The following is a 24,740-nucleotide window of genomic DNA, read 5'->3' as shown; positions in this document are numbered from 1 at the left end:
GGGATTGTGCCTCGTCAGGACGCCGCGGGCGGGCCGATGGCGGGAACCGGCGCGCGCGTCGCCCGGGATCGCTCGCCCGCGTGTCGCCCGGCGAACCTGCGCATCAGCGGCGCGTCCACCCCGTGGTAAATGGCCGCCGCGGCCGCGGTCGAGAGCACCAGGCACAGCGCGGCGAAGCCGAGCCAGCCGACCGGCCCGAACTGGCGTCCGCCGATGAGCAGCCTCGTCACCAGCACCATCACCGGGAACTGGATCAGATAGAAGGCGAAGGAGATATTGCCGAACCACACCATCCGTGTCGAGGCGTTGAGGCCGCGGATGCCGGCCAGATCCCGGGCCGCCAGCGTCGCCACCACCGCGGTCATCGGCGCCAGCAACAGCGCCGACATCTTGAAGTTCACCGGGACGACCCAGGTCGCCGCGTACGCCACCGCGAGCGCGAGCAGCGGCGGCGACAGCCGGGTATTGCGCCAGCGGCCCTCGAGCACCAGCCGGGCGGCCAACACCCCGAGGAAGAATTCGGGCAGCCGCGAGAGCGGGAAGATATAACTGAGCCAATAGGACTGTGCGACCGGGATATCCGGCTGCGCGAACCACGCGGGCGAGGCGTGCAATTCGAAGAACGGTGACGCCTCACCCGGTACCAGCCGAGGGGCGAAGGCGTTCTCGATGCCTTTGGGGCCGGGCACCCAGAGGAAGTAGGCGGCGTGCAGCGCGACGATCGCCAGCAGCAGTCCGGCCATCACCCAGAGCACCCGCTCGGGACGCACCCGCCGCACCAGCGGCAGCGCCAAGGGGAAGCACAGGTAGAACAGCATTTCCGCACCCAGCGACCAGGACGGCACGTTCAGTCCGCCCACCGTCGACCACTTCGGCACCCAGGTGTGCACCAGCGCGAGGTCCGGGGCCCACACCACCGGCCGGGTCAGCGGCACGCTCGCCACCAGAACGAACGCGACGGCGGCCACCAGGTGCGTGGGATAGATCTTCAGCACCCGCCGCCGATAGAACCGCCGCACCGAACTCCCCGGCCGGAACGACCAGTAGATGATGAACCCGGACAGCACGAAGAAGAACGTCACGCCCGCCGCCCCGAGCTGCATCGGCATCGCCTGATGCAGGTGCCGGAACAGCTCCGATTTCTGGAACGGGTACACCGGCAGGAATACCAAGGCGTGCAGCAGGAACACCGCGAACGCCGCCCACCAGCGCGCGCCGGTCAGCGAGGGCAGGGCCGGGCGGGTGCGCGTCGCGTCGGCCGAGCTGGGCTCGGGCAGTCTCGCCGAGCCGTTCTCCGCCGGGCTTTCGGTCGACCAGTTACCTACCGACTTGCTCACAGCCGACGTACTCGGCTCGCTACCAGTAGGGCCCGCCTCAACCGGCAAGCTACCGGTCGATCGGAGCGTAAACCTCGCGCCGACCGAAACCCCTGTGCGAGTGCGGTTCCCGGACGTATCGACGTGCGACTCCCGCTGCGCGGTCATCGGCCGAACCGTTCATGCATCGCGCGCGCGACCACCGCGTCACCGTGCGCCGACGGATGGAACGGCAATCCGATCAGATCGGCGCGCGGATCCAGCGCACCGTTCACCCACGGGTCGGGCGAGCACAGTCCGTGTCCGGCGGTCAGCGCCCTGGTGTCGAAGAACTCGATGCCGAGCAATCCGGCCGCTTCCCGCTGCGCGGCGTCGAGACGGTCGAGGTATTCGACCACCGCGCGGCCCCGCGGCTGCACGTACTGGCCGATGCCGAGCACGTTCACGCACGCCGTGTCCTGGCCCGCCGGGAACAACTCCGGATAGCCGACCAGCACGATGCGCGCGTTCGAGGCGAAGTAGCGCAGGTACTCGATCACCGCCCGCATCCGTTCGGCGAAGCGCGCCCCGGACACGCCCCGATAGTCGGTGATCCTGCCCTGCTCGGCGGCCTCCAGCCCGCAACCATCGGTGTGGTTGAACACGCAGGGCAGCAGCGAGGTCCACATGGTGGTCTCGGACGCGCCCCACTCGTCGTTGAGCCCGAATTGCAGCGCGATCAACCGGGTCTCGGGCCCGAAGGCACCGACCTTGTCTGCCTCGATCGCCTCGTGCGAGAGGGTGTAGCCGGGCCCGGTATCGATCGAAGCACCGGAGCACGAGACATCGAGAAAGTCCTCGGTCCCCGCCACACCCATCAAGCCGCTCAACTGGGTCGGCCACGAACTCGGCCCCCGCAGACACTCCTCGGATTTGGCATCCCAGCGAAACCCGTTGGCGGTGAACGAATCCCCGAGCACGATTAACGCCTTTCCCGCTGCGGGGCTCCCGGCGACGGGGTCGGCCACCACCCGAGCGGCTCCGTCGGAATCGACCGCCACAGGCGCGGCTCCCACGGAGTCGACCACGGCAGGCACGGCCCCGACGGGCGCAGCTTCGCTGGAATCGATCGGAGCCGGTGCCGCCCCTGCGGAGCCAGTTGCGACGGGTGCGGTCCCAACAGCCGCGACCCCGGCAGAAGGCGCAGCCCGAGAGGGGTCGAAAACGGCGGGCACAGTGCCGACTGATACGGCCGGCACAGTGCCGACCGATACGGCGGGCAAAGCCTCGGCGGCGTCGGACGCAGTTCGGACGAACGCGGCGGGATCGACCACGGAGGACACGGCGACGCCAGGCGCAACGCCAGGCGCAACGCCAGGCGTGGCCTCGACGTAGCCGACAGCGGGAGCGACCTTGGCAATGCCCGCAACCGCACGGGCGGCCGCGGCGTGACGGGTCAGCGCAGGCGCGGTCCCGACGGCAGCGACCGCGCGGGCGGGCATAGCGGTGCCGACCACGCCGGGAGCAGCCTCCCCGGAAGTAGCGGGCACAGCCATCGAACGAGCAGCCGCTGCCGTGCCGGGTGCGGACACAGCGAACGCGGCTCCGGCGGACTCGAACCCAGCGGAAGCGATCCTGCTACCTGCGGTGGCGGACGACGCGACCGCAGCGGTGAGTACCAGCGCGGTCGCGCCGAACCCTCTGCGGCGGACGCTGTTTCGAAACGGTGTCATCGGAGCCGCCGTCAGTAACCGGCCCGGGGTTCGAAGCCGGGTGCGGTGAGTGCCGGGGCGGGTTGCGGCGCGGGCGCGGGTTGCTGCACCGGTGCGGGCTTCGGGGCCGGCGCCTGCTGCGGGACTTGCTGCGCGGGTGCGGGTTCCGCGGCGGGCGCGGGTTCAGGTGCCGGGGCCTGCACCTCGGGAGTCGACTCTGCGGTCGGAACGGGGGCCGGAGCGCTCTCCTGAACAGTGTTGGTCGCCGCCGGAGCGGTGCTCGCGGGGGCGTGGTCGACGTGCGTCTCCGTCTCGCCGCCGCAGCCTGCCGCACCGAGTAGCACCACACCGCTGGCGAGGGCGGTCGCGAGACAACGCTTCATGGTCGTTTCCGTTCTCAAATCAGGAGCATGCGTATTTCACTTCAGCCGGAGACTACAAGTCGGCACCAACGAAACCGCCCGTTTCGCGCAAACTCCCGAGTCCAGCGCGCCCCCAATTTCGAGGTCTCGCCAACCCGCCACCGCCCGGTCGCCCAGTTCGCCGGTTACAAAAAAAGACCACAGCGGCTAGCATTCAGTCTCGAAATGGAACCGAAATGAAGGAGGCCGGTCCATGAGCCCGACCACTGCGCCCACCGACGCGTTCGAGACCTTGACCCGAATCCTCGATGAGCGCTGGACCTGCAGGCAGTTCCGCTCCGACCAGGTCCCGCGGCCCACCATCGAGGCGCTGCTGCGCGCGGCTCAGCGCACCCCCTCCTGGTGCAACACCCAGCCGTGGCAGGTCGCGGTCACCGAGGGCGCGGCCACCGATCGGTTCCGCAAAGAGCTGCTCGAACACGTCCAAAGTGCCGCGCCCGAACCGGATTTCGCGTTCCCGGGGCAGTACGCCGGGATCTACCGTGACCGCAGGCGCGAGTGCGGGCTGCAACTGTACGAGAGCGTCGGCATCGTCAAGGGCGATCAGGCGGGCACCATGCGCCAGGCGATGCGCAATTTCGAACTCTTCGACGCGCCGCATGTCGCGATCGTCAGCACCGAGGCCGATCTCGGCGTCTACGGCGCCGTCGACTGCGGCCTCTACCTCGGCACGTTCTTGCTCGCCGCCCAGAGCCTCGGTCTCGCCGCCGCACCGCAGGCGGCCCTCGCCTCCTACTCCCCTTTTCTGCGCGAGTATTTCGGGCTCACCGAGAACCGCCGCGTGGTGGCAGCCATCTCGTTCGGCTACCCCGACACCGACCACCCGGTGAACGGCTTCCGCACCAGCCGCGAGCAGACCGACCAGGTCGCCGCCTGGTTCACCGACTGATCAAATCCGCACCGCGACAATACTTCTCACGGAGTAATCAGCCGACCTGACGGTCCGCCCCGGTCAGCCCCTGCCCCGGTTCGGGGCTGACATCGCGGGCGGTGAGCTCGCTTTCGCAGACGTCGCATTCGAGCCGGACGTGCGCCTCGCCGGTGCATTCGCGATGACCGTAGTGCACCGGCGGCCCGTCCGGCGCCATGTAGGCATCGCCCCAATCCCGGATCGCCATCAGGATCGGATAGATGTCGTGCCCCTTCTGGGTGAGCCGATACTCCTCGTGCGCGCCGACCGCCGCCGGACGCTTCACCAGAATGCCGTGCTCGATCAACCGGTCCAGCCGGTCCTGCAACCTGCTGCGGGAAATGCCGAGCGCGCTCTGGAAGGCGTTGAACCGGCGAATTCCGGAGAACGCGTACTTGAGGATGACCAGCGTCCACCGATCACCGAGAACCACCAGCGGCCGCGTGATGGAACACGGCTCGTCGGCAAGATCCTCGTAACGCACCCTTCGATGCTACCCAGCGCCGCTCTCCCCGCGGCCTGGGTCTCTCACACGTCTTCGCGCCGATGGATGACGTACTCGAAATGCCCGTCCTCCGGATCGGCGCGCAACGGCCACGGCTCCGCCTCGAGCACACGGCGCCACTCCAGCGTCCGGCGCGCGTCCTGTTCGGCGAGCGACCGCGCGTCCGCCACGTCGGAGCAGGCGCCGAGTATCTGCTCCTCGGTGCCGCAGAACTCGCAGCTGTGCACCTTGCCGACCTCGTAGCGTTCCGGCACAGCGAACCTCCTTCGGATGGAAAAAGCGTGGGCCCCGGGAAGATTCCCGGGGCCCACGCGGAGTCCTCACATCACAGCGGGATGTTCTTGTGGTGACTCTTGCGCGCGGGCGCGGCGGCCAGCGCGGCGGCGATGACACTGCGCGTCTTGGCCGGGTCGATGACCTCGTCCACCACACCGATCGCGATGGCGCGCTCGACGCCGCCCGCGATCTTCTCGTGCTCGGCGGTGAGCCGCTCGTGCAGCGCCTCGCGCTCCTCCTCGGGAGCGGCGGCGAGTGCCTTCTTGTGCAGGATGCCGACCGCGGCCTTGGCGCCCATCACGGCCACCTCGGAACCCGGCCAGGCGTACACCGCGGTCGCGCCCAGCGAGCGGGCGTTCATGGCGATGTAGGCGCCGCCGTAGATCTTGCGGGTGACCAGGGTGACCCGCGGCACGCGGGCCTCGGCGAAGGCGTGCAGCAGCTTCGCGCCGCGGCGCACGACGCCCTCCCACTCCTGACCGACACCGGGCAGGTAGCCGGGCACGTCGGTGACGACGATCAGCGGGATGCCGAACGCGTCGCACAGCCGCACGAACCGAGCCGCCTTCTCGGCGCTCTCGGAGTTCAGGCAGCCACCGAGGCGCAGCGGGTTGTTGGCCAGCACGCCGACGGTGCGTCCGCCGAGGCGGCCGAGACCCACCACCATGCTGCGGGCGTATCCGGCCTGCAGCTCCTCGAAGGTGGATTCGCCGTCGACGTTGTCGAGCAGCTCGTGCACGACCGGCTTGACGTCGTAGGCGCGCTTGGCGGATTCCGGCAGCATCGCCTTCAGGTCGACGTCACCGTGCGCGGCGGCGCCGAGGTCGAACTCACCCTGCTCGGCGAACATCGACACCAGTCGGCGGGCGCGGTGCATGGCGTCGGCCTCGTCATCGGCGACGATGTGGCACACGCCGGACTTCTTGCCGTGGGTCTCCGGGCCGCCGAGGGTCGCCATGTCGACCTGCTCGCCGGTCACACTGCGCACCACGTCGGGGCCGGTGACGAAGACCCGGCCCTCGGGGGCCATGATCACGATGTCGGTAAGGGCGGGGCCGTAGGCGGCGCCACCTGCGGCGAAGCCGAGCACCACGGAAATCTGGGGGACGAGACCGGACGCGCGGACCATGGCCTCGAAGACCAGGCCGACCGCGTGCAGCGCCTCGACGCCCTCGGCGAGCCGGGCGCCGCCGGAGTGCCAGAGGCCGACGACCGGAACACCGGAATCGATGGCGGTGTCGATCGCGTCGACGATGTGCTTGCACCCCTCGACGCCCATCGCGCCGCCCATGACGGTCGCGTCGGAGCAGTAAGCCACGGTGCGAACCCCGTCCACCTCGCCGATGGCGGCGAGGACACCGGACTTGTCGCGCGGGTGTAGTGGGAGAACGGTGCCGGGATCGAAGAAACGCTGGAGCCGGCCCAGCGGGTCACGCGGATCGGTCGCGGTTTCTGGTTGAAACGCGGGAGCCACGATTGTCATCGCGTCTTCTCCTCAATCAAAAGAGTGCCGCTACTGCGGCTGCGTATGGCGAACCGCCGGTGAGGTCGGCCAGTCCTGCTGGCCGACCCCACCGGGGATCGTTGTTGCAGTCAGTCGTGCGGCTATGCGCGACCGAAGGCGAGCGCGACATTGTGCCCACCGAAACCAAAGGAGTTGTTGATCGCGTACTCGATCTCCTGGCGGCGGGCTTCGCCCTTCACCACGTCGAGGTCGACCTCGGGATCCTGGTTCTCCAGGTTCAGCGTCGGCGGGACGATGCCGTCCCGGATGCTGAGCACGGTCAGCACGGACTCGAGCGCGCCGACGGCGCCGATCGAGTGGCCCAGTGCCGACTTGGGCGCGTACACCGACGGGTGGTTGCCGACGGCCTTGTTGATCGCGTTCGCTTCCGCGGTGTCGCCGATCGGCGTCGCGGTGGCGTGCGCGTTGATGTGGGTGATGTCCTGCTTGGACAGGCCGGCGGTCTGCATCGCGCGGGTCATCGCGCGGGCGGCGCCGGTGCCCTCGGGATCGGGGGCGACCAGGTGGAAGCCGTCCGAGGTGATGCCTGCGCCGAGCAGACGGGCGTGGATCGTGGCACCGCGCGCCTTGGCGTGCTCCTCGGTCTCGAGGGTCATCAGCGCACCGGCCTCGCCGAAGACGAAGCCGTCACGGTCCTTGTCGAACGGACGCGACGCACCCTTGGGGTCGTCGTTGCGCGTGCTCATCGCGCGCATCATGGAGAACGCCGCGATCGGCACCGAGTCGATGAAACCCTCGACGCCGCCGGTGACGACCATGTCGGCGTCACCCATCACGATCATCCGCCACGCGTTGGCGATGGCTTCCGATCCGGACGAGCACGCCGAGACCGGAGTGACCACTCCTGCCCGGGCCTTCAGCTCGAGTCCGACACAGGCCGACGGGCCGTTCGGCATGACCATCTGAACAGCGAGCGGCGAAATCTTGCGATAGCCGCCGTTCTTCAGCTTGTCGACCGAGTCGATGAGCGCGTCGCCGCCACCGAGACCGGTGCCGATCGCCACACCCAGACGGTCGAGGTCGACCTCCGGGCTGCCCGCGTTCTTCCACACCTCGCGACCGAGGACAGTCGCGAGTCGCTCGACATAGGCCATGCGACGGATCTCGACCCTGCTCAGCAGAGTGTCGGGGTTGACCTTCAGGTGGCCGCCGATGCGGACCGGCAGGTCGTATTCCTCGACGAAGGAATCCTCGAGAACGTCGATGCCGCTCTCGCCGTTGAGGAGTCCCTTCCACGTCGCATCGACGTCGCCCGCGATCGACGTGGTCGCCGCCAGGCTCGTTACGACGACGTTGGGGAAATTCCCGTTCAAGGTGGAAGGAGTGGTCACTTTTTCGGCCCTACTCGGCGTCGAACTTGGCCTTGAGCTCCGCGGCCGCGTCAGCGTTCTCGGCCTCGAGCTTCTGGATGTAGGCGACAGCGTCGCCGACCGTCTTCAAGCTGGCCAGATCCTCGTCCGGGATCTTCACACCGTACTTGTCCTCGGTCTGCACAGCGATTTCGACCATGGACAGCGAGTCGATGTCCAGGTCATCGACGAAAGACTTCTCGATCGTCACTTCGGAGGGCTCGATACCCGTAACCTCTTCGATGATCTTGCCGAGTTCCTCGACGATTTGTTCCTGGGTCAGAGCGGCCACTTGGTGGCTCCCTTCTTGATTACTTTGTAGGGCTTCTTCTTTTTGTTTTTCGGGCCGAGCACTCCGGTAGTTACCGTTGGTTCGGTCACGACCTTGCATTATTTCGATGCACGGTCGCGGAGAAAGCTAGCCGGAGGTCGTCAGTTCGGCCAACGCGGGGAGGTCTTCGGGGGTTTTCAGCGCCAGTGTCGGCGTGCCCTTCAGCTCCCGCTTCGCGATGCCGACCAGTGTTCCGGCCGGTGGCAGCTCCGCCACCGCCGAGACGCCGGCCTGCCGGACGGTCTCGGTGCACAGATCCCAGCGCACGGGTCGGGTGACCTGCGCGGCGAGCTTGTCGATCGCGTCCTGACCCGAGGCCACCGGCTGCCCGTCGAAGTTCGACAGCAGCACCCGGGTCGGATCGTTGGGCGTGATCTTGGCGATGGCCTCCGCCACCGCGTCTTGGGCCGGAGCCATGAACGCGGTGTGGAAGGCGCCCGCCACGGGCAGCGCCCGAACCCGCGCCTTTTCCGGCGGATTCGCGGCGAGCTCCGCGAGGGCGTCCAGCTTGCCCGCGGCCACGATCTGGCCCACCGCGTTGCGGTTGGCCGGAACGAGGTCCAGTTCCGCGAGTCGCGCCAGGACGGCGGCTTCGTCGCCGCCGAGTACCGCGGACATTCCGGTCGGCTCCAGCGCGCACGCCTTGGCCATCTCCGCGCCGCGGATAGCGGCGAGACCGACCGCCTCGTCGGGGCTGATCACGCCCGCGACCGCGGCGGCGGCGAACTCGCCGACCGAATGTCCGGCGATGATCGTAGCGGCCGGAAGCGAATCCTGGTCGATTTCGGAGTAGGCCAGCAGCGCGGCGGCGACCACCAGCGGCTGGGTCACCGCGGTGTCGACGATCTCTTCGGCCGTCGCGATGGTGCCGAGACGAACCAAGTCGAGACCGGAAGCCTTGGACCACTGGGCGAGGCGATCATTCGCGCCGGGAAGGTCGAGCCAAGGCGCGAGCATGCCAGGTGTCTGGGACCCCTGTCCAGGGGCGAACAACGCGATCACGCTTCTAAGAAAACACTGTGAGCCCCGCCGCACGAGATGTCGGCGCGAATGAAGCTTCCGGACGGGTTTTGTGGAGGTCCCACAAAATCCCACGTGGGTTGCCCCGATCGACCGACCCGCCTTCCGCGTTACAGCCCTTCTTGACCGATCGGGATCGGAGTTACCTCTGGGGCTGGTGTTGACGTTTCGTTACGTGTTCGTGTCAAACGACCCACCGTTGCCGCGATACGGAGTACGTACGCGTCCCTCGGATTCATCGGATCACGGCCGGTGATCTCCGCGATCCGTTTGAGTCGGTAGCGAACAGTATTTGGATGGACGTACAGCTGACGGGCGCACGTCTCGACCGCGCCCCCGCAATCCAGATAGGCATCGAGGGTGTCGGCGAGCGCCGATCCAGCGGCGGCCAACGGGAGGACAAGATACTCGTTCAGCGCGTTGATCGCACCTCGATCACCCAACAAAGCGCGTTCGGGTAACAACTCGGCCGCGTGCACCGGACGCGGCGCCCCCCGCCAGCCCACCACGGCCTCCATGCCCGCCAGCGCTTCCACCGCGCTCGCGTGCGCCGCGCCGAGGGTGCGGGTGGTCGGGCCGATGACCACAGGACCGTCGGAGAACACCTCGGCGAGCAGGTCGGCCAGGAACGGCGAGACGTACCCGGCGTCGCCGAGATGCCCGCTCACCACCATGACCAACCGGGTGCCCTGCACGACGGCCAGCGCCGCCCGCCCGTGCCGCGCCGCGATGGCGTGCACCGAACCAACGGACGAGACGCCCTGCTCCCCCGGCGGCGTGCCGACGAGGACGGTGGCGGGCGCGGTGGCGTCCCAGTTCAGCGTCGCGGCCCTGGACAGCATGTCCGGGCCGGTGTCGCCGCGCACCACCGCGTCCACCACGAGCGCCTCGAGGCGGGTGTCCCACGCGCCGCGCGATTCCGCGGCGCTGGCGTACACCGAGGCGGCCGCGAAACCGAGCTCGCGCCCGTATCGCAGCACCGCCTCGGTGAGCGCGACCAGCTGCCGGTCGTTGCGCGCCAGCGCAGGCAGCCACTGTTCGAAGAACTCCATGGCCACGCGGACCATGTCGACGGTCTGGCGCAGCGTCAGCCGCCGCGCCAGATCCTGCGGAATCACCTGGAAGGCGTCCAGGCTGAATCGGATGTCGCTGTCGGGATCCTGCAGCCACTCCAGGAAGTTCACCACCGCGGTCTGCACCAGCATCTGGACGCCCGCGCGCTGCGCGGCGTCCAGATCGGCGAAGAACGGCAACCGATCCTGCATCGATCCCACTGCCTCGGTGGACAGTCGGCCCGAGAACTGCTTCACCCGTTTGAGCAGTGTGTCCGGGAGCGGGTCGCGATTCTGCCGGTTCGGTGAGAGCGCGCCGGTCGGCAGATACACCTCGTGCTCGGAGGAGCCTTCGGTGATCCGACGGGGCCGCGGCGGTTTACGTTCCACGATCCAATGTTCCGCTATGCGAGATCTTCGTCCGAACCCACCGCCGCCTTCGGCGCGGCGTCCACATCATCGATCCGATACTTCGCGGCGGCCTCGACGGCCTTGGCCGGGTCGATCTTGCCGGTCCGTCCCAGCCCGGCCAGGGCCGCGACGGCGATCGACTGCGCGTCGACGTTGAAGACGCGTCGCGCGGCGGGCCGGGTGTCGGAGAAGCCGAACCCGTCCGTGCCGAGCGTGGTGAAGTCGCCGGGCACCCACTTGCGCACCTGATCGGGGACGGCGCGCATCCAGTCGGTCGCGGCGACGTACGGGCCTTCGACCCGCGACAGCGCCTCGGTGACGTACGGGACGCCCGGATCCTCGCCCGGCTTGCGCAGCGCCGCGATCTCCTTGGCCAGCGCCTCCTTGCGGAGCTCGCCCCACGAGGTCACCGACCAGACATCCGCCTGCACACCCCACTCCTCGGCGAGCAGCGCCTGCGCGCGCAAGCCGTCGGGCACCGTGACGCCGGAGACCAGGATCTGGGCGCGCACGTCGCCCTCGCCCCCGCGCCGGTACAGATAGAGACCCTCGAGCAGACCAGCCACGTCCAGGTCGTCCGGCTCGGCCGGCTGCTGGTAGGGCTCGTTGTAGAGGGTGATGTAGTAGAAGATGTCCTCGCCGCCGAAGGTGTCGGTGTCGGGCCGCTCCATGGGCTCGGTGCCCGGCAGCGCGGCCTGATGCGGCGGCGTGACGCCGCCGCCGTACATCCGGCGCAGGCCGTCGCGCACGATGTGCGCGATCTCGAAGGCGAAGGCCGGATCGTAGGTCACCACCGCGGGATTGGTGGAGGCGAGCAGCAGCGAGTGTCCGTCGTTGTGCTGCAGACCCTCGCCCGTCAGCGTGGTTCGCCCGGCGGTCGCTCCGAGCACGAATCCGCGCGCGAGCTGATCCGCGGCCGCCCACAGTCCGTCGCCGGTGCGCTGGAAGCCGAACATCGAGTAGAAGATGTACAGCGGGATCATCGGCTCGCCGTGCGTCGCGTAGGAGGTGCCCGCCGCGGTGAACGACGCCGTCGAACCGGCCTCGTTGATGCCCTCGTGCAGGATCTGCCCGATCGCGCTCTCTTTGTAGGCAAGCATCAATTCCGCGTCGACCGATGTGTACAACTGGCCGTTGCGGTTGTAGATCTTCAACGAAGGGAACCACGAGTCCATACCGAAGGTGCGGGCCTCGTCGGGGATGATCGGCACGATCCGCTTGCCGATCTCCTTGTCCCGCAACAGCTCCTTCATCAACCGCACGAGCGCCATCGTGGTGGCCACGTTCTGCTTGCCCGAGCCCTTGCGCACCGAGCGGTACGCCTCGTCGCCCGGCAGTTGCAGCGGCTTTGCCAAGCTGCGCCGCTCGGGCAGGAAGCCGCCGAGCGCCTGGCGCCGGTCCAGCATGTACTGGATCTCGCGGGCCTCCATACCGGGGTGGTAGTACGGCGGCAGGTACGGATCCTTCTCCAGCTCGGCGTCGGTGATCGGGATCCGCTGCAGGTCGCGGAAGTCCTTGAGGTCCTGCAACGTCAGCTTCTTCATCTGGTGCGTGGCGTTGCGGCCCTCGAAGTGCTTGCCGAGGGTGTAGCCCTTGATGGTCTTGGCCAGGATCACCGTCGGCTGACCCTTGTGCGCCATCGCGGCGGCGTAGGCGGCGTACACCTTGCGGTAGTCGTGCCCGCCGCGCTTGAGATTCCAGATGTCCTGATCGGACATGTTCTGCACCAGCGCCTTGGTGCGCGGGTCGCGGCCGAAGAAGTGGTCGCGGACGTAGGCGCCGTCGTTGGCCTTGTAGGTCTGGAAATCACCGTCGGGGGTGGTGTTCATCAGGTTCACCAGCGCGCCGTCGCGATCGGCGCCGAGCAGCGCGTCCCACTCGCGGCCCCAGATCACCTTGATGACGTTCCAGCCCGCGCCGCGGAAGAACGACTCCAGCTCCTGGATGATCTTGCCGTTGCCGCGCACCGGACCGTCCAGGCGCTGCAGGTTGCAGTTCACCACGAAGGTCAGGTTGTCCAGGCCCTCCATGGCGGCCACGTGCGCGAGACCGCGCGACTCCGGCTCGTCCATCTCGCCGTCGCCGAGGAACGCCCAGACGTGCTGGTCGGAGGTGTCCTTGATGCCGCGGTCGTTCAGGTAGTGGTTGAACCGCGCCTGGTAGATGGCGTTCATCGGGCCGAGGCCCATGGACACCGTCGGGAACTCCCAGAAGTTGTTCAGCAACCGCGGGTGCGGGTAGGACGGCAGCCCGTGGCCGAGGCCGCCGTGGCTGTACTCCTGCCGGAACCCGTCGAGCTTGTCGGCGCTGAGCCTGCCTTCGAGGAAGGCGCGCGCGTAGATGCCGGGCGAGGCGTGGCCCTGGATGAAGATCTGGTCGCCGCCGCCGGTGTGGTTCTTGCCGCGGAAGAAGTGGTTGAAGCCCACCTCGTAGAGCGCCGCGGAGGAGGCATAGGTCGAGATGTGGCCGCCGACGCCGATGCCGGGCCGCTGCGCGCGGTGCACCATGATGGCCGCGTTCCATCGGATCCAGGCCCGGTAGCGCCGCTCCACCTCTTCGTCGCCGGGGAACCACGGCTCGTTCTCGGTGGGGATCGTGTTGACGTAGTCGGTGGAGGTCAGCGACGGGATGGCGACCCGGCGCTCACCGGCCCGCTCCAGCAGGCGCAGCATCAGATAGCGGGCCCGGCCCGGGCCCTCGCGGTCGAGCATCTCGTCGAAGGACTCGAGCCATTCGCTCGTCTCCTCCGGATCGATGTCAGGCAGGTAGGACGCCACCCCTTCGCGGATCACCCGCACACGTCCACCCGACTGCGGCTGCGAACCGTTCGATTCGCGTCCGGCGGCGGGAGCGGGGGCGGCGGTGCTTTCAGCGGATTTCGCTGAAGTGGAAGAGTCGATCAGGTCGGTCAAAGGTGCTCCTCGTACAGGGGGTGGACATGCTGTGGCGTCTGTTTCCCCGGGCGGGCGCGCTGGTGGGCGGACCACCCGTTACGTAAGGTTCGGGCGCACCCTCCATCCTTGCCGAGGATGCGTCCCAGGTCATCATGTCAGCAGGAAATCCAGTACCGTTTGCAGGAAACTGGTTACTCCCCAGTTGCCCCGGCACGCGCCGGGAACCGGGCGTCGCTCAGCCGCCTGAACACGTGTTTTTCGATGACCGCCGATGGACGAACAAGAGCGGGGAGGACGATGAAACTGCTGAACCCACGCGGGTTCGGACTGGTGTGCGCGACCGCCGCCGTCGCGACCGGATTGACGGTCGCAGGCTGCGCCGAGCAGGTGGCGGGTAGCGCTTATCCGAACACGTCGGAGCTGGCCGCTTACAAGACCGAGGCGGCGGCATCGTCGGCCGCGGCCACCTCGTCCCGGCAGGCGGCGGCGCAAGCCCAGGCGATCACCGACAACTGCGCGCAATTCCCCGCCGTCACCGGTGCGGGCGTGTCGAGCTACAACGACTTCGTCGACGCACACGATTCCAACGCGCCCGACTACGCCGCGAAGCGCGACGCGGCCGCGCAAACCCTCGAGGACGCGGCGACGAAAGTCGAAACCGGCGTGAACACCGCCGCGGAGCCGCTGCCCCCGGACCTGGCCGCGAAATTCAACGAATACGTCGCCGCCGCACGCGCGTTGGCCGCGGAGACCCGCACCATGACCTACACCGCGCCCGTCGGCGCGCTCAACGAGGCGAGCAAGCGGGTGAACGACGCGCGCAACGCGGTCCGCGACGCGTGCCCGAAACGCTGACGACACGGCGTCCGACGCGACATTCGATGATCATTTCGGCCGATCGGCTTGCGCTCGAGCCGATAACCATGTTCGCTTGCAACTATCTACTGTCGGGAGTTGAGGAGGACACCACCGTGGTCGCCGCGGCGGACGCGCAGAACTACGCTCAGAAGCTTGGCATTACACACGGCTTGGTTGTCCAGGAGCTGGGCTGGGACGAAGATACCGACGACGACCTGAGGGCCGATGTCGAGGACGCCAGCGGTGGTGAGATGGTCGACGAGGACTCCGACGAGGTCGTCGACGCCGTGCTGCTGTGGTGGCGAGACGGCGACGGCGACCTGGCCGACGAGTTGATGGAGGTCATCAGCCCCCTGGCCGACGACGGTTTCATCTGGGTCCTCACTCCCAAGACCGGCCTGCCTGGCCATGTCGATCCGAGCGAGATCGCGGAGGCAGCGCCGACCGCAGGTCTGACCCAGACCTCGGCGATCAGCCTCGGCGCCTGGATCGGCAGCAGACTGGTACAGCCGAAGGCTCCGTCGAAGCAGCGCTGAGCCTTTCGCTATGGTTTCGCCGGGCGGTGTTACCGCCGCCCGGTGGAGACCCGAACCGATGGAGGATTCGCGTATGCCGCTCGAGGTGGGCACCTTCGCGCCGGATTTCACGCTGCGGGACCAGAACAACCAGGACGTCACGCTGTCGGATTACCGGGGCAAGAAGAACGTGCTGATCGTGTTCTATCCGCTGGCGTTCACCGGCATCTGCCAGGGCGAGCTGTGCAAGGTGCGCGACGAGCTGCCCAAGTTCCAGAACGACAACGCCGACATCCTCGCCATCTCCGTCGGCCCGCCGCCCACACACAAGATCTGGGCCGCCGAGCAGGGCTACACCTTCCCCCTGCTCTCCGATTTCTGGCCGCACGGCGCCATCGCCCAGGCCTACGGCGTCTTCAATGAGAAGTCCGGCTATCCCAACCGCGGCACCTTCGTCGTCGACCGCGACGGATACATCCGCTTCTCCGAGATGAACGGCCCCGGAGAGCCCCGTGACCAGGCGGCTTGGGAGAAAGCGCTCGCCGCGCTAGATTCATAGACCGTTGCCGCCGATCCCTCGGCGGCGGACGGGCGTATAGCTCAGCGGTAGAGCACTGGTTTTACACACCAGCGGTCGGGGGTTCGATCCCCTCTGCGCCCACAGCACTCGCAGGCGGCTCATGCTCATGGAGAGCATGAGCCGCTCTCGTTTCGTCGTGTTTTGTGGGGGCGAAGCCCTCACGCCCCACCCGGCGGGCTTCGCCCCCGGACCCCCGGCCTCAGGGTCGCCGATCCCAACGGCGCGCTCCCCTCCAGGCCCGTCCCACCTGGTGTGCCGCGCTTCGTCCCCGGGCCCACCCCAGGACTCGCCGATCCCAATGCCACACCAGGACTCGGCCCGGAGCCCGCCTACCTGGTGCCACCCTCTTCTCCGGACCCCGACCTGTGGCTCGACAATCCCATGCTGTGCCCGCTTGGTGCCGCGCTTAGTTCCCAGGCTCGACACCGGCGACGAAGCCCTCACCGAGCTCGGCGTCCTGGTCGGCTTCGACGACGACCTGGCTGGCCAAGCCACTCGCACCAGCAACCGCATCCGTGGCCTGCTGACCAGCATCCACCCAGCTCTCGAACGCGTCTTGGGGCCCCTGATCTCACATCCTGCGGTTCTGGAGATCTTGTCCCGGTGCGGCGGTCCAGCAGGGATCCGAGCCGCGGGCAAACGCAAACTCACCACGATCGCCACCGAGCACGCGCCCCGGATGGACACACGCCTGGTCGATGAGGTCCTGGCCGCCCTGCCCGCACAGACCGTCACCGTTCCCGGCGCGAAAGCCGCCGAGGTCGTGCTACCGAAACTCGCCGACGCGCTCCGCTTCGGCAGGCCACCTCGCCTCCTACGCCGGGATCGCCCCGGTCACCCACCGATCCGGCAGCTCCATCCGCGGGAATCACCAGCTCGATCAGGCAACCACAAACTCGAACGCGCCCTGTTCCTGTCCGCCTTCGCCGCCCTGCACGACCCGGCAAGCCGCACCTACCACGACCGGAAGCACGCCGAGGGCAAGAACCACAACACCGCCCTCGTCTGCCTGGCCCGGCGCCGCTGCGACGTCCTCTACGCCATGCTCAAAACCAAACAGCCCTACCGAAATCCGCTGGTCCCAGCATCGACGTGATGCCACGATGACGTGACTTCATTCGTCATGACGACCTGCGCTGAGAGGACACCGCATGATCGCGGATCTCCGCATCCGTTTCGCTGTCGACGATGAGGAGCTCTCACGGCTCCACACCGACGCCTTCGGCGGTGACCACGTGCCGAGCCCTTGGACGGCGCGCCTGGAACGGCACAGCAGATCGTGGGTCGGTGCGTTCGTCGGCAATCGGCTTGTCGGGTTCGTGCACGCGGTCTGGGGCGGAGGTCGGCATGCGTTCCTCCTCGACACCGTGGTCGCCCCCGACTTCCAGCATCAGCGCATCGGAACCAGCCTGGTCGCGGCTCTTATCGGCGACCTACGCGAACTCGGTATCGAGTGGCTCCACGTCGACTACGAACCACACCTCAACAGCTTCTATCGCGACACCTGCGGGTTCCGAACCACCGACGCCGGCCTACTACGGCTGAACTGACACCGAACGCCACAGCGGCGCAACCGACCACGACCGATCCAGCTTGACCAAAACCATAGGGACACCCCTGGTCCCGCCTTCTCCGGACCCGACCGGAGGCCCGCCGATCCCGATGCCGCGTTCTTCCACCTCGAGCCCGCCTACCTGGTGCCACCCTTCGCCTCCGGAACCCCGGCCCCGAGCCGGTCGATCCCGGATGCCGCGCTTCCCTGACCTGCGCCTCAGGCTCGGTGCCGAACAGCTCCGTAAGACATGTCCCGCTGCGCCTTTGGCTGCGGACTTCTTCGCATCGATCTCGGCGCTACTCATGGACCATTCCACCCGGCGCCGATACACGGTCGGAGGCATACCAGAAGTGCCGCTCACCCTCACCACCGCCACGGCCCTCGGGCTGCTCCTCGGGTTCCCGCCCAGCTCGTCCTGTCGATCGGCGGTCAGCCGCGCACGTGCAGCCCGAACCCCGTGCAGCCCGCGGGCTCCAGTCCCTCCTTCAGGTGCAGCGAGGGGATCTCGACTGGGAGAAATGCACCCTCGACGTGGTCGGGCACCTGCGCCTGTCCGCGGGCAAATACCCCGACGACCCCCGCTTGGCCTCGCTCATCGGCGAGCTGGCGATGGGCAGCGAGCGCTTCCGCCGCCTCTGGGCTCGTGCCGACGTGTGCGCCCGCACGCACGGACGCAAGGCGTACCGGCACCCGCTGGTCGGACTGCTGGAACTGCACCAGGAGAACTTCGCGCTACCGGACGAATCAGGCATGGAGCTGCTGGTGCTGTCCGCGGCCCCCGGCAGCCCCACCGAGGACGGGCTGCGCCTGCTCGCGGGCCTGGGCGCGGACAGCGGGGACGCGCATCCCACAATGAACGCTCGAGTCCGCGAATAACTCGACGAAGCCCACCGCGCTCGGACAACGGTCTTGCCCGAAACCTGCTACTGACCCACGACATCCGGTCACCAGGCGAAGCCCCACACTCCGCCCGGCGGGTTTCAGCACTGGTGTACCCCAAACCTTCGACGGCATCCTCGCCCCCATGCCCGCGGCTACTCGATTCGCGCTCAGGCTGTAGATGTTTCCGTAGGGCCGAGGAGGTCCCAGCGGTTGCCGGAGATGTCGAGAAAGACCGCGACTCGACCGTACGGCTCCGTGCGCGGGCCGATCACGAATTCCACACCAGCAGAGGTCATTCGGTGGTATGCGGCATCGAAATCCTCGACCCGCAGGAAGAACCCGACCCGACCTGCGACCTGGTCTCCGACCGCAGCACGCTGCCTGTCACCATCGGCGCGTGCCAGCAGGATTCCGGTGGAGGCGGCGGGCGGGCGAACGACGACCCATCGCTTGGGACGCCCGTCGTCGGTCAAGGATGGGGAGTCCTCGATCAGATCGAAACCCAGAGTCTCCACGAAGAATTCGATGGCTGGGTCGTACTCCGCAACGATGATCGTGATCAGTTCCAGGTGCACTGGCCGAGCGTAGGGCTCGGCCTCGCACACCGCAGGTCTTTCGCGGCGTGATGCCGCAGGCTTCGACATAGCGCAGCCGGACGCGATCGACCTCGACATGGTTGTGGCGCAAGTCCGTCGGCGTTCTCCTCGTCACGGATTCGGCGGAGACCCCCCGGCCTCAATCGCGACATCTACGCCAACGACGCCGTCGGTTAGCCCCGGCATCGAGCACCCGCCCCGAATCCGTGTACGCCGACTCCCTCGCCGGTCCTGGACGGCGGGTCCGGTCGGCGGCGGACATCGAGGGCGAAGGACTCCGACGCGGTGCGACCGATGTGCTCGGCACCCCGCTCCACGAAGCCGCGCGCAGAGTCGCCACCGCACTCAGCACCGAGGACGCCAGCGCAACGATTGTTCCGCCTCGGGCGGAGAAAGTGGCCTCAGCCTTGCCCACCGTCCGACGATCGGATGGTCGGTCCATACCGTGCCGGACTGTACTGGACGATCCCGGGAGTTCGCCCTGGTGACGTACCGCCGTCGCGAACCCAACCGGCGCGGCGGGGTCCGATCCGCTGTGTGAAGTCGTTGCCCTAGCACGATGTGGCATCAATCACAAGGTCAGTTTGGACCCCTTGAACTTGAAATTTAGGTAACCCGAAATTTATCATTCGCCTCGTGAAGGTTTGGCTCCACCCGTTGTTCCGCACTCCCGCTCGCGTGTTCGCCGCGTTGCTCGGCACCGTCGCACTGACCGCCGCGCTCGCCGCCTGTGGTGAATCCGCGAACCAGAACGAGAAGCCGGTCGTGCTGACCACGTTCACCGTGCTCGCCGATATCGCTCGGCAGGTCGCGGGTGAGCATCTCACCGTCGAATCGATTACGAAGGTGGGCGCGGAGATCCACGGCTACGAGCCGACTCCGGGCGATGTGCGCAGGGCCTCGACCGCCGATCTCATCCTCGACAACGGCATGAACCTCGAGGCGTGGTTCGCGCAGTTCGTCGAGGATGTCGACGTGAAGCATGTGGTCGTCAGCGAGGGTGTGGCGCCGATGTCGATCACCGAGGACGCGTACCAGGGGAAGCCGAACCCGCACGCGTGGATGTCGCCGTTGAACGTGAAGACCTACGTGGACAACATGATTCGCGCCTTCAGCGAACTCGATCCTGAGCATTCCGCCGACTTTCACGCCGCAGGAGCGGCCTACCAGGCCGAACTCCAGAAGATCCACGACGAACTGGTAACCACCCTGGCCACGCTGCCGCCCAACGAGCGCGCGCTGGTGACCTGCGAGGGCGCGTTCTCCTACCTGGCTCGCGACGCAGGGCTCACCGAGAAGTACATCTGGGCTGTCAATGCCGAACAGCAGGCCACTCCGCAGCAGATCACCTCGGCCATCGATTTCGTCCGCGCGAACCGGGTGCCCGCCGTGTTCTGCGAGTCGACGGTGTCGGATGCGCCCATGCAGCGCGTGGTCGAGGCGACCGGTGCCCGATTCGGCGGTGTGCTCTACGTGGACTCGCTGTCGGAGGCGGACGGCCCGGTGCCCACCTACCTGGATCTCGTCCGGCACGACGCCAAGACCATCAGTGCGGCGCTGACGGGAGCCCGGCCATGACACCCAGCATCGAAATCCGTGATGTCACAGTCCACTACGGCGAGGTGCTTGCGCTCGACGGCGTCGATCTGACCTTGCAATCGGGACGCGTGTGCGGCCTGGTCGGCATGAACGGTTCCGGCAAGTCGACGCTGTTCAAGACGATCATGGGTCTGGTGCGACCCGATCGGGGCACGGTCCATATCGGCGGGACCGATCCCGCCGGCGCACGGCGCGCCGGAACGCTCGGCTATGTGCCGCAGAGCGAGGCCGTCGACTGGAGCTTCCCGCTCTCGGTGCGCGATGTGGTGATGACCGGGCGCTACGGCCACATGGGTTTCACCCGCCGCCCCCGTCGCGCGGACCGAGAGGCCGTGGCACACGCCCTGGAGCGAGTGGAACTGACCGACCTGGCCGATCGGCAGATCGGCCAACTGTCCGGCGGACAGCGCAAACGCGCCTTCGTGGCGCGCGGAATCGCCCAGGGTGCAACGATTCTGCTGCTCGATGAGCCGTTCGCCGGCGTGGACAAGCGCTCCGAAGCCACCATCACCACACTGCTGCGTGAACTCGCCGCCGACGGCGCCACCATCCTGGTCTCCACCCACGACCTGCACGCGCTACCCGACCTCGCCGACGAATCGGTGCTGCTCATGCGAAAGGTGCTCGCGCACGGCGACACCCACGAGATCCTGCGCCCGGAGAAGCTGGCCCTGGCCTTCGGACTCGATGTGCTGGAACGCGATTCACTTCCGAAGGCGGGTTGAGATGTCCCTCGTCGAGTTCTTCGTCGATCCGCTGCGCTACGAGTTCATGGTGCGGGCGCTGGCCACCACCCTGGTCACCGCCGTGGTGTGCGCGACGCTGTCGTGCTGGCTGGTGCTGATCGGCTGGTCCCTGATGGGCGATGCGGTATCGCATGCGGTGCTGCCCGGTGTAGTCCTCGCCTATATCGTCGGTGCGCCGTTCGCGGTGGGCGCGGTCGTGTTCGGCTTCCTCGCCGTCGGGCTCATCGGCGTCGTGCGCAATACCAGCCGGGTCAAGGAAGACGCGGCGATCGGCATCGTCTTCACCACCCTGTTCGCCTTCGGCCTGGTCCTGGTCTCGGTGACGCCGAGCCAAACCGACTTGAACCACATCATCTTCGGCAACCTGCTCGGCGTGAGCAGTGACGAACTCGTCCAGATCGCCATACTCGCCGTCATCGTCCTCGCGGCCCTGGTCCTGAAGCGACGCGACTTCACCCTCTATGCCTTCGACGCCACCCACGCCCACGCCATCGGCCTGCGTCCTCGCCTGCTCGGCACCGCGCTCCTCGCGCTGCTCGCCTTGACCGCGGTCCTCGCGCTCCAAGCGGTCGGGGTCATCCTGGTGGTGGCCATGCTGATCATCCCCGGAGCCACGGCTTACCTGCTCACCGATCGCTTCGGCCGCATGCTGCTGATCGCTCCGTCGGTATCCGCGCTCTGCTCGGTGATCGGCCTGTACATCAGCTACCACCTCGACACCGCGCCGGGCGGCATGGTGGTTGTGGTCCAAGGCGTCGCCTTCACGCTCGTATACCTGTTCGCTCCACGTCAGGGCGTCATCGGCCGCCGCATCACCGCCGCTCGCCGCCGCACCGCGGTCGCGGCCTGAGCCTCGGGGACCCCGCCGACCCGTACTCTTCGACGACTCCGTCGAAGGGAGCGACCGCCGCGGCGGGGAGGTCGAGGATAACCTCCCCACAACACGGCTGATCGCCTGTCCGGTCGGCAGCGGATGCTCGATGTACACGGAGTTCGCGCGCCGGGATCGCACTCGCCCTCCTCGGCGAACATGACGCCAGACGGCGGCCGCGGTGCCTCGTCGACGACGATGTGGCACACGCCGGACTAACTGCCCGCCGAAGACGCAGCCGTCGCGGTCTCTGTCCAATGGACGCGACGCGCGTGCTCACCGCGCGCATCCTGGCGAACGTCGCGATCGGCACCGGGTCCCGGCCCGGACCTACTGAACGCAGCGGCATCGAGGCGCTGGTCGGGGACTCGCCCCGTGCTGCATCCACGAAATCCACGGCTCGCCGCCACTAAACTAAATAGGTGGACGCACCCACGGCGCAGCGGGAGTTCTCCGCATACGGGCTGTCGCACTGGATTGTGCTGGCTCTGTTCGCGGTGGGCGCGGTGCTGGTCGTCGTGATCGGACGAAGGCATCGAAACGACTTCGCCGCACGCCGTTTCAGCCGGACGTTCGGCGCGGTGACGCTGGGGATATACCTGACCATCTACATCACCACCTTGTTCCCTCCGGCCCTCGGACGCTCAGTGCCGCTGCGCCTGACCGATCTCGCGACCATCGTCGCCGGCTACGCGCTGTTGACACACCAGCGCTGGGCATACGCGCTCACCTACTACTGGTGCCTCACTCTGAGCACACAGGCGCTCATTTCACCGGCGCTGGAGAGCCCCGACTTCCCGAACAAGGTGTTCCTGGCCTTCTGGGCGATCCACCTGGCCGTGGTCTGGGCCGCGATCTACTTGACCTGGGGCATCGGTATGCACCCGAACTGGCGCAGCTACTGGTTCGCCGTGGCGGTCACCGTGGTGTGGGTCGCGATCACCTTCGTCTTCAACTCCCTCGCCGACACCAACTACGGTTTCGTCAACCGAAAGCCCTCGACATTGTCGCTGCTCGACGTGCTCGGGCCATGGCCCTGGTACCTGGGGACCGTGGCTGTCGTGTTGCTCGTCGTGTGGGCCTTGATGACCTGGCCGTGGGTCCGCTCCGCGTCGACGCCGAGGCTGCCTGCTGCGAACCAGGCGACGAGCTCGCCGAGGGCCGAACACGGCTGATTTGCAGACAACTGCGCATGAAACGCAGGCCTACCCCCGGAACCGCGTCACCCAACGCGCCCACAACGCCCACCCGAACGAAACCCAAGAAACCGAGCAGATCAGAAGAAACGCTGCGGCACAGGGCTTCTCGCCCCGACCACCCAACCGCGGCGCAGAACCCGACCGGTCCGCAGCGACAGCCGAAGCCCTACCCCACGTCCCGCCGCAACCACGTCACTTCCGCACCAGCACCGCACTCTCCGGAGCGGAACACCTCCAGATCCTCGTCCCACGCCGTCCCCAGCGCGCGGTCGATCTCCGAGGCCAGGTCGTACGCCGAGTACTTCCCCAATTCTCGCGCTGCCTGAAGCATCGCTCGCAGCCGCATCTCACCCAGCGTGACATCACCGCTCGCACTGGTGGACCCGTGCCACAACCCCAGACCGGGCACGAAGCTGTAGCGCTCCCCGTCCACCCCGTCGCTCGGGTCCTCGGTGACCTCGAATCGAAGCACCGGCCAGGAGCGCAACGACTGGGCGATTCGGGCGGCGGTGCCGACGGGCCCGATCCAGTCGCTGGTGGCGCGCAGTTGACCGTCGGCGGGTTGGGTGGTCCACCGCAGTTTCGCGGGGGAACCGAGGGCCGAGGTGAGTGCCCACTCGACGTGCGGGCACAGCGCGGCGGGCGACGAGTGGATCCACACCACACCCGCCGTCGCGTCCGCGAACTGACTCGATGCGCGCACCACTACCTCCAGCTCAGACGAGGGACGTCTTCCCCAACGACCCGTCCAGCTGGCGTTGCCTGAGTGTACTGGAGTGCCCGAAGTTACGTATGTTACTTCGCGCGTGTGTTGCCCGCGAGTCTCGTTTCGGCGATCACGGCGTCACTCAGGACCGGCCACACCTCCCGTGCCCAGTCGCCGAAATTCTCGTCCGCCAACGCGATACACGCCACCCGAATTTCCGGATCGACCCACAGGAAGGTGCCCGACTGGCCGAAATGGCCGTAGGTGCGCGGGGAGTTCGCGCCGCCGGTCCAGTGCGGGGATTTCCCATCGCGGATTTCGAATCCGAGTCCCCAGTCGTTGGGCCGCTTCGAGCCGTAGCCGGGCAGGATGCCGTTCACGCCGGGGAATTGCACGGTGCTCGCCTCGGCGTGGGTCTGCCCGGAGATCAGCCGAGGGTCCAGCAGTTCGGCGGCGAACAGCAGCAGGTCCGCGACGGTGGACCGGCAGGCGTGCCCGGCGGATCCGGACAGCACCGAGGATTTCATGCCGAGCGGCTCGAACACCGCGTCCCGCAGGTATTCGTCGAACGCGATACCGGTTTGCTCGGTGACGAATTCGGCGAGCACCTCGAAACCGGAACTCGAGTAGATGCGGCGGGCGCCGGGTTCGGCGAGCACGTCGGTGGTGTCGAAGGCGAGGCCGGAGGTGTGCGCGAGCAGATGGCGGACGGTCGCTCCTGGCGGACCCACGGGTTGGTCGAGCTCGATCGCGCCCTCTTCCACCGCGACGAGCACACCGTAGGCGACCAGCGGCTTGGTCACCGAGGCGAGCGGGAAGACGCGCTCGGCGTCGCCCTGCGAGACCGCGCCCGCGCCGGTGACCACACCTGCGGCCGCGTGTCGAACCGGCCAGTCCTTGATCTGCTCGAGTGCACGCACGAAACGAGCCT

The 24,740-nt window shown here is 67.7% G+C and carries 24 protein-coding genes, 1 tRNA gene and 1 pseudogene; 12 read left to right on the top strand and 14 right to left on the bottom strand.

Annotated features, from left to right (window positions below; all coding sequences use genetic code 11):
* Positions 1-14 precede the first annotated feature (14 nt).
* The 3 genes from AC3ERS_RS02860 to AC3ERS_RS02850 form a co-directional block, all read right to left on the bottom strand.
* Positions 15-1,337 carry an acyltransferase family protein gene (locus AC3ERS_RS02860; RefSeq protein ID WP_431963120.1) on the bottom strand — a complete coding sequence of 441 codons (1,323 nt, stop codon included), beginning with the start codon at positions 1,335-1,337 and terminating at the stop codon, positions 15-17.
* A 143-nt stretch (positions 1,338-1,480) separates the two neighbouring features.
* Positions 1,481-2,356: an SGNH/GDSL hydrolase family protein gene (locus tag AC3ERS_RS02855; RefSeq protein ID WP_488186834.1), complete on the bottom strand. Its 876-nt coding sequence runs from the start codon at positions 2,354-2,356 to the stop codon at positions 1,481-1,483.
* A 683-nt stretch (positions 2,357-3,039) separates the two neighbouring features.
* Complete coding sequence (locus tag AC3ERS_RS02850) at positions 3,040-3,390, bottom strand: hypothetical protein (RefSeq protein WP_431963116.1); 351 nt, start codon at positions 3,388-3,390, stop codon at positions 3,040-3,042.
* A gap of 232 nt (positions 3,391-3,622) precedes the next feature.
* Between AC3ERS_RS02850 and AC3ERS_RS02845 the strand changes: the two genes are divergently transcribed.
* Positions 3,623-4,318, top strand: coding sequence for a nitroreductase (locus AC3ERS_RS02845; RefSeq protein WP_431963114.1), 696 nt, complete (start codon positions 3,623-3,625; stop codon positions 4,316-4,318).
* Between the two features lie 37 nt (positions 4,319-4,355).
* On the opposite strand, the gene AC3ERS_RS02840 is transcribed toward AC3ERS_RS02845, so the two are convergent.
* The 8 genes from AC3ERS_RS02840 to aceE form a co-directional block, all read right to left on the bottom strand.
* Positions 4,356-4,823 (bottom strand): winged helix-turn-helix transcriptional regulator, encoded by a 468-nt coding sequence (locus tag AC3ERS_RS02840; RefSeq protein ID WP_431963112.1) that lies wholly within the window; start codon positions 4,821-4,823, stop codon positions 4,356-4,358.
* Between the two features lie 44 nt (positions 4,824-4,867).
* Complete coding sequence (locus tag AC3ERS_RS02835) at positions 4,868-5,098, bottom strand: hypothetical protein (protein WP_431963110.1); 231 nt, start codon at positions 5,096-5,098, stop codon at positions 4,868-4,870.
* A 71-nt stretch (positions 5,099-5,169) separates the two neighbouring features.
* On the bottom strand, positions 5,170-6,603 hold the full coding sequence (locus tag AC3ERS_RS02830) for an acyl-CoA carboxylase subunit beta (protein WP_431963108.1): 1,434 nt from the start codon (positions 6,601-6,603) through the stop codon (positions 5,170-5,172).
* 122 nt (positions 6,604-6,725) lie between these two features.
* Complete coding sequence (locus tag AC3ERS_RS02825) at positions 6,726-7,976, bottom strand: KasA/KasB family beta-ketoacyl-ACP synthase (RefSeq protein ID WP_357454036.1); 1,251 nt, start codon at positions 7,974-7,976, stop codon at positions 6,726-6,728.
* A 10-nt stretch (positions 7,977-7,986) separates the two neighbouring features.
* Positions 7,987-8,286 carry a meromycolate extension acyl carrier protein AcpM gene (gene acpM, locus AC3ERS_RS02820; protein ID WP_014982996.1) on the bottom strand — a complete coding sequence of 100 codons (300 nt, stop codon included), beginning with the start codon at positions 8,284-8,286 and terminating at the stop codon, positions 7,987-7,989.
* A 126-nt stretch (positions 8,287-8,412) separates the two neighbouring features.
* Entirely contained in the window at positions 8,413-9,327 is a 915-nt protein-coding gene (locus AC3ERS_RS02815) for an ACP S-malonyltransferase (RefSeq protein ID WP_431963104.1), read from the bottom strand.
* A gap of 128 nt (positions 9,328-9,455) precedes the next feature.
* Positions 9,456-10,730: a PucR family transcriptional regulator gene (locus tag AC3ERS_RS02810; RefSeq protein WP_431963586.1), complete on the bottom strand. Its 1,275-nt coding sequence runs from the start codon at positions 10,728-10,730 to the stop codon at positions 9,456-9,458.
* Between the two features lie 71 nt (positions 10,731-10,801).
* A complete protein-coding gene (gene aceE / locus AC3ERS_RS02805) occupies positions 10,802-13,606 on the bottom strand; it encodes a pyruvate dehydrogenase (acetyl-transferring), homodimeric type (RefSeq protein WP_488186836.1) in 2,805 nt (934 codons plus the stop codon).
* Between the two features lie 393 nt (positions 13,607-13,999).
* Here aceE and AC3ERS_RS02800 point away from each other — a divergent pair, with 393 nt between their 5' ends.
* The 7 genes and pseudogenes from AC3ERS_RS02800 (at position 14,000) to AC3ERS_RS02770 (ending at position 18,086) form a co-directional block, all read left to right on the top strand.
* Complete coding sequence (locus AC3ERS_RS02800; protein WP_431963102.1) at positions 14,000-14,557, top strand: hypothetical protein; 558 nt, start codon at positions 14,000-14,002, stop codon at positions 14,555-14,557.
* A gap of 116 nt (positions 14,558-14,673) precedes the next feature.
* The gene (locus AC3ERS_RS02795; protein WP_431963581.1) at positions 14,674-15,096 is read left to right on the top strand and encodes a DUF3052 domain-containing protein; all 423 of its coding nucleotides are present in this window, start codon (positions 14,674-14,676) and stop codon (positions 15,094-15,096) included.
* A 73-nt stretch (positions 15,097-15,169) separates the two neighbouring features.
* Positions 15,170-15,634: a peroxiredoxin gene (locus AC3ERS_RS02790; protein ID WP_431963100.1), complete on the top strand. Its 465-nt coding sequence runs from the start codon at positions 15,170-15,172 to the stop codon at positions 15,632-15,634.
* 30 nt (positions 15,635-15,664) lie between these two features.
* Positions 15,665-15,736, top strand: a tRNA-Val gene (locus AC3ERS_RS02785).
* 307 nt (positions 15,737-16,043) lie between these two features.
* Positions 16,044-16,751: pseudogene (locus tag AC3ERS_RS02780) on the top strand (transposase); the annotation flags it as partial.
* A gap of 55 nt (positions 16,752-16,806) precedes the next feature.
* Entirely contained in the window at positions 16,807-17,205 is a 399-nt protein-coding gene (locus AC3ERS_RS02775) for a GNAT family N-acetyltransferase (protein WP_431963098.1), read from the top strand.
* 494 nt (positions 17,206-17,699) lie between these two features.
* On the top strand, positions 17,700-18,086 hold the full coding sequence (locus tag AC3ERS_RS02770) for an MmyB family transcriptional regulator (RefSeq protein WP_431963096.1): 387 nt from the start codon (positions 17,700-17,702) through the stop codon (positions 18,084-18,086).
* Positions 18,087-18,259: 173 nt separating this feature from the next.
* On the opposite strand, the gene AC3ERS_RS02765 is transcribed toward AC3ERS_RS02770, so the two are convergent.
* The gene (locus AC3ERS_RS02765; protein WP_431963094.1) at positions 18,260-18,667 is read right to left on the bottom strand and encodes a VOC family protein; all 408 of its coding nucleotides are present in this window, start codon (positions 18,665-18,667) and stop codon (positions 18,260-18,262) included.
* A gap of 678 nt (positions 18,668-19,345) precedes the next feature.
* Here AC3ERS_RS02765 and AC3ERS_RS02760 point away from each other — a divergent pair.
* The 4 genes from AC3ERS_RS02760 (at position 19,346) to AC3ERS_RS02745 (ending at position 23,079) form a co-directional block, all read left to right on the top strand.
* Entirely contained in the window at positions 19,346-20,266 is a 921-nt protein-coding gene (locus AC3ERS_RS02760) for a metal ABC transporter substrate-binding protein (protein WP_431963579.1), read from the top strand.
* Positions 20,263-21,012 carry a metal ABC transporter ATP-binding protein gene (locus tag AC3ERS_RS02755; protein WP_431963092.1) on the top strand — a complete coding sequence of 250 codons (750 nt, stop codon included), beginning with the start codon at positions 20,263-20,265 and terminating at the stop codon, positions 21,010-21,012. Before AC3ERS_RS02760 ends, AC3ERS_RS02755 begins: the two co-directional genes overlap by 4 nt.
* 1 nt (position 21,013) lies before the next feature.
* Positions 21,014-21,883 carry a metal ABC transporter permease gene (locus AC3ERS_RS02750; RefSeq protein WP_431963090.1) on the top strand — a complete coding sequence of 290 codons (870 nt, stop codon included), beginning with the start codon at positions 21,014-21,016 and terminating at the stop codon, positions 21,881-21,883.
* 443 nt (positions 21,884-22,326) lie between these two features.
* The gene (locus AC3ERS_RS02745; protein WP_431963088.1) at positions 22,327-23,079 is read left to right on the top strand and encodes a YwaF family protein; all 753 of its coding nucleotides are present in this window, start codon (positions 22,327-22,329) and stop codon (positions 23,077-23,079) included.
* 190 nt (positions 23,080-23,269) lie between these two features.
* On the opposite strand, the gene AC3ERS_RS02740 is transcribed toward AC3ERS_RS02745, so the two are convergent.
* Together AC3ERS_RS02740 and AC3ERS_RS02735 are read right to left on the bottom strand one after the other, a co-directional pair.
* Positions 23,270-23,806 (bottom strand): DUF3145 domain-containing protein, encoded by a 537-nt coding sequence (locus AC3ERS_RS02740; RefSeq protein WP_431963086.1) that lies wholly within the window; start codon positions 23,804-23,806, stop codon positions 23,270-23,272.
* A 92-nt stretch (positions 23,807-23,898) separates the two neighbouring features.
* Complete coding sequence (locus AC3ERS_RS02735) at positions 23,899-24,729, bottom strand: serine hydrolase domain-containing protein (protein WP_431963084.1); 831 nt, start codon at positions 24,727-24,729, stop codon at positions 23,899-23,901.
* Positions 24,730-24,740: the final 11 nt, after the last annotated feature.

It is taken from the genome of Nocardia sp. bgisy134 (assembly GCF_057708325.1).
The sequence above is the reverse complement of the archived record's forward strand: the minus strand, read 5'-3'. Positions and strand labels throughout refer to the sequence as shown.

What these genes read in the sequence shown, in the direction of transcription:
- AC3ERS_RS02850 (WP_431963116.1), bottom strand. Translation starts at nt 3,390, where the DNA reads ATGAAGCGTTGTCTCGCGACCGCCCTCGCCAGCGGTGTGGTGCTACTC.
- AC3ERS_RS02845 (WP_431963114.1), top strand. Translation starts at nt 3,623, where the DNA reads ATGAGCCCGACCACTGCGCCCACCGACGCGTTCGAGACCTTGACCCGA.
- AC3ERS_RS02830 (WP_431963108.1), bottom strand. Translation starts at nt 6,603, where the DNA reads ATGACAATCGTGGCTCCCGCGTTTCAACCAGAAACCGCGACCGATCCG.
- AC3ERS_RS02800 (WP_431963102.1), top strand. Translation starts at nt 14,000, where the DNA reads ATGAAACTGCTGAACCCACGCGGGTTCGGACTGGTGTGCGCGACCGCC.
- AC3ERS_RS02790 (WP_431963100.1), top strand. Translation starts at nt 15,170, where the DNA reads ATGCCGCTCGAGGTGGGCACCTTCGCGCCGGATTTCACGCTGCGGGAC.
- AC3ERS_RS02775 (WP_431963098.1), top strand. Translation starts at nt 16,807, where the DNA reads ATGATCGCGGATCTCCGCATCCGTTTCGCTGTCGACGATGAGGAGCTC.
- AC3ERS_RS02755 (WP_431963092.1), top strand. Translation starts at nt 20,263, where the DNA reads ATGACACCCAGCATCGAAATCCGTGATGTCACAGTCCACTACGGCGAG.
- AC3ERS_RS02750 (WP_431963090.1), top strand. Translation starts at nt 21,014, where the DNA reads ATGTCCCTCGTCGAGTTCTTCGTCGATCCGCTGCGCTACGAGTTCATG.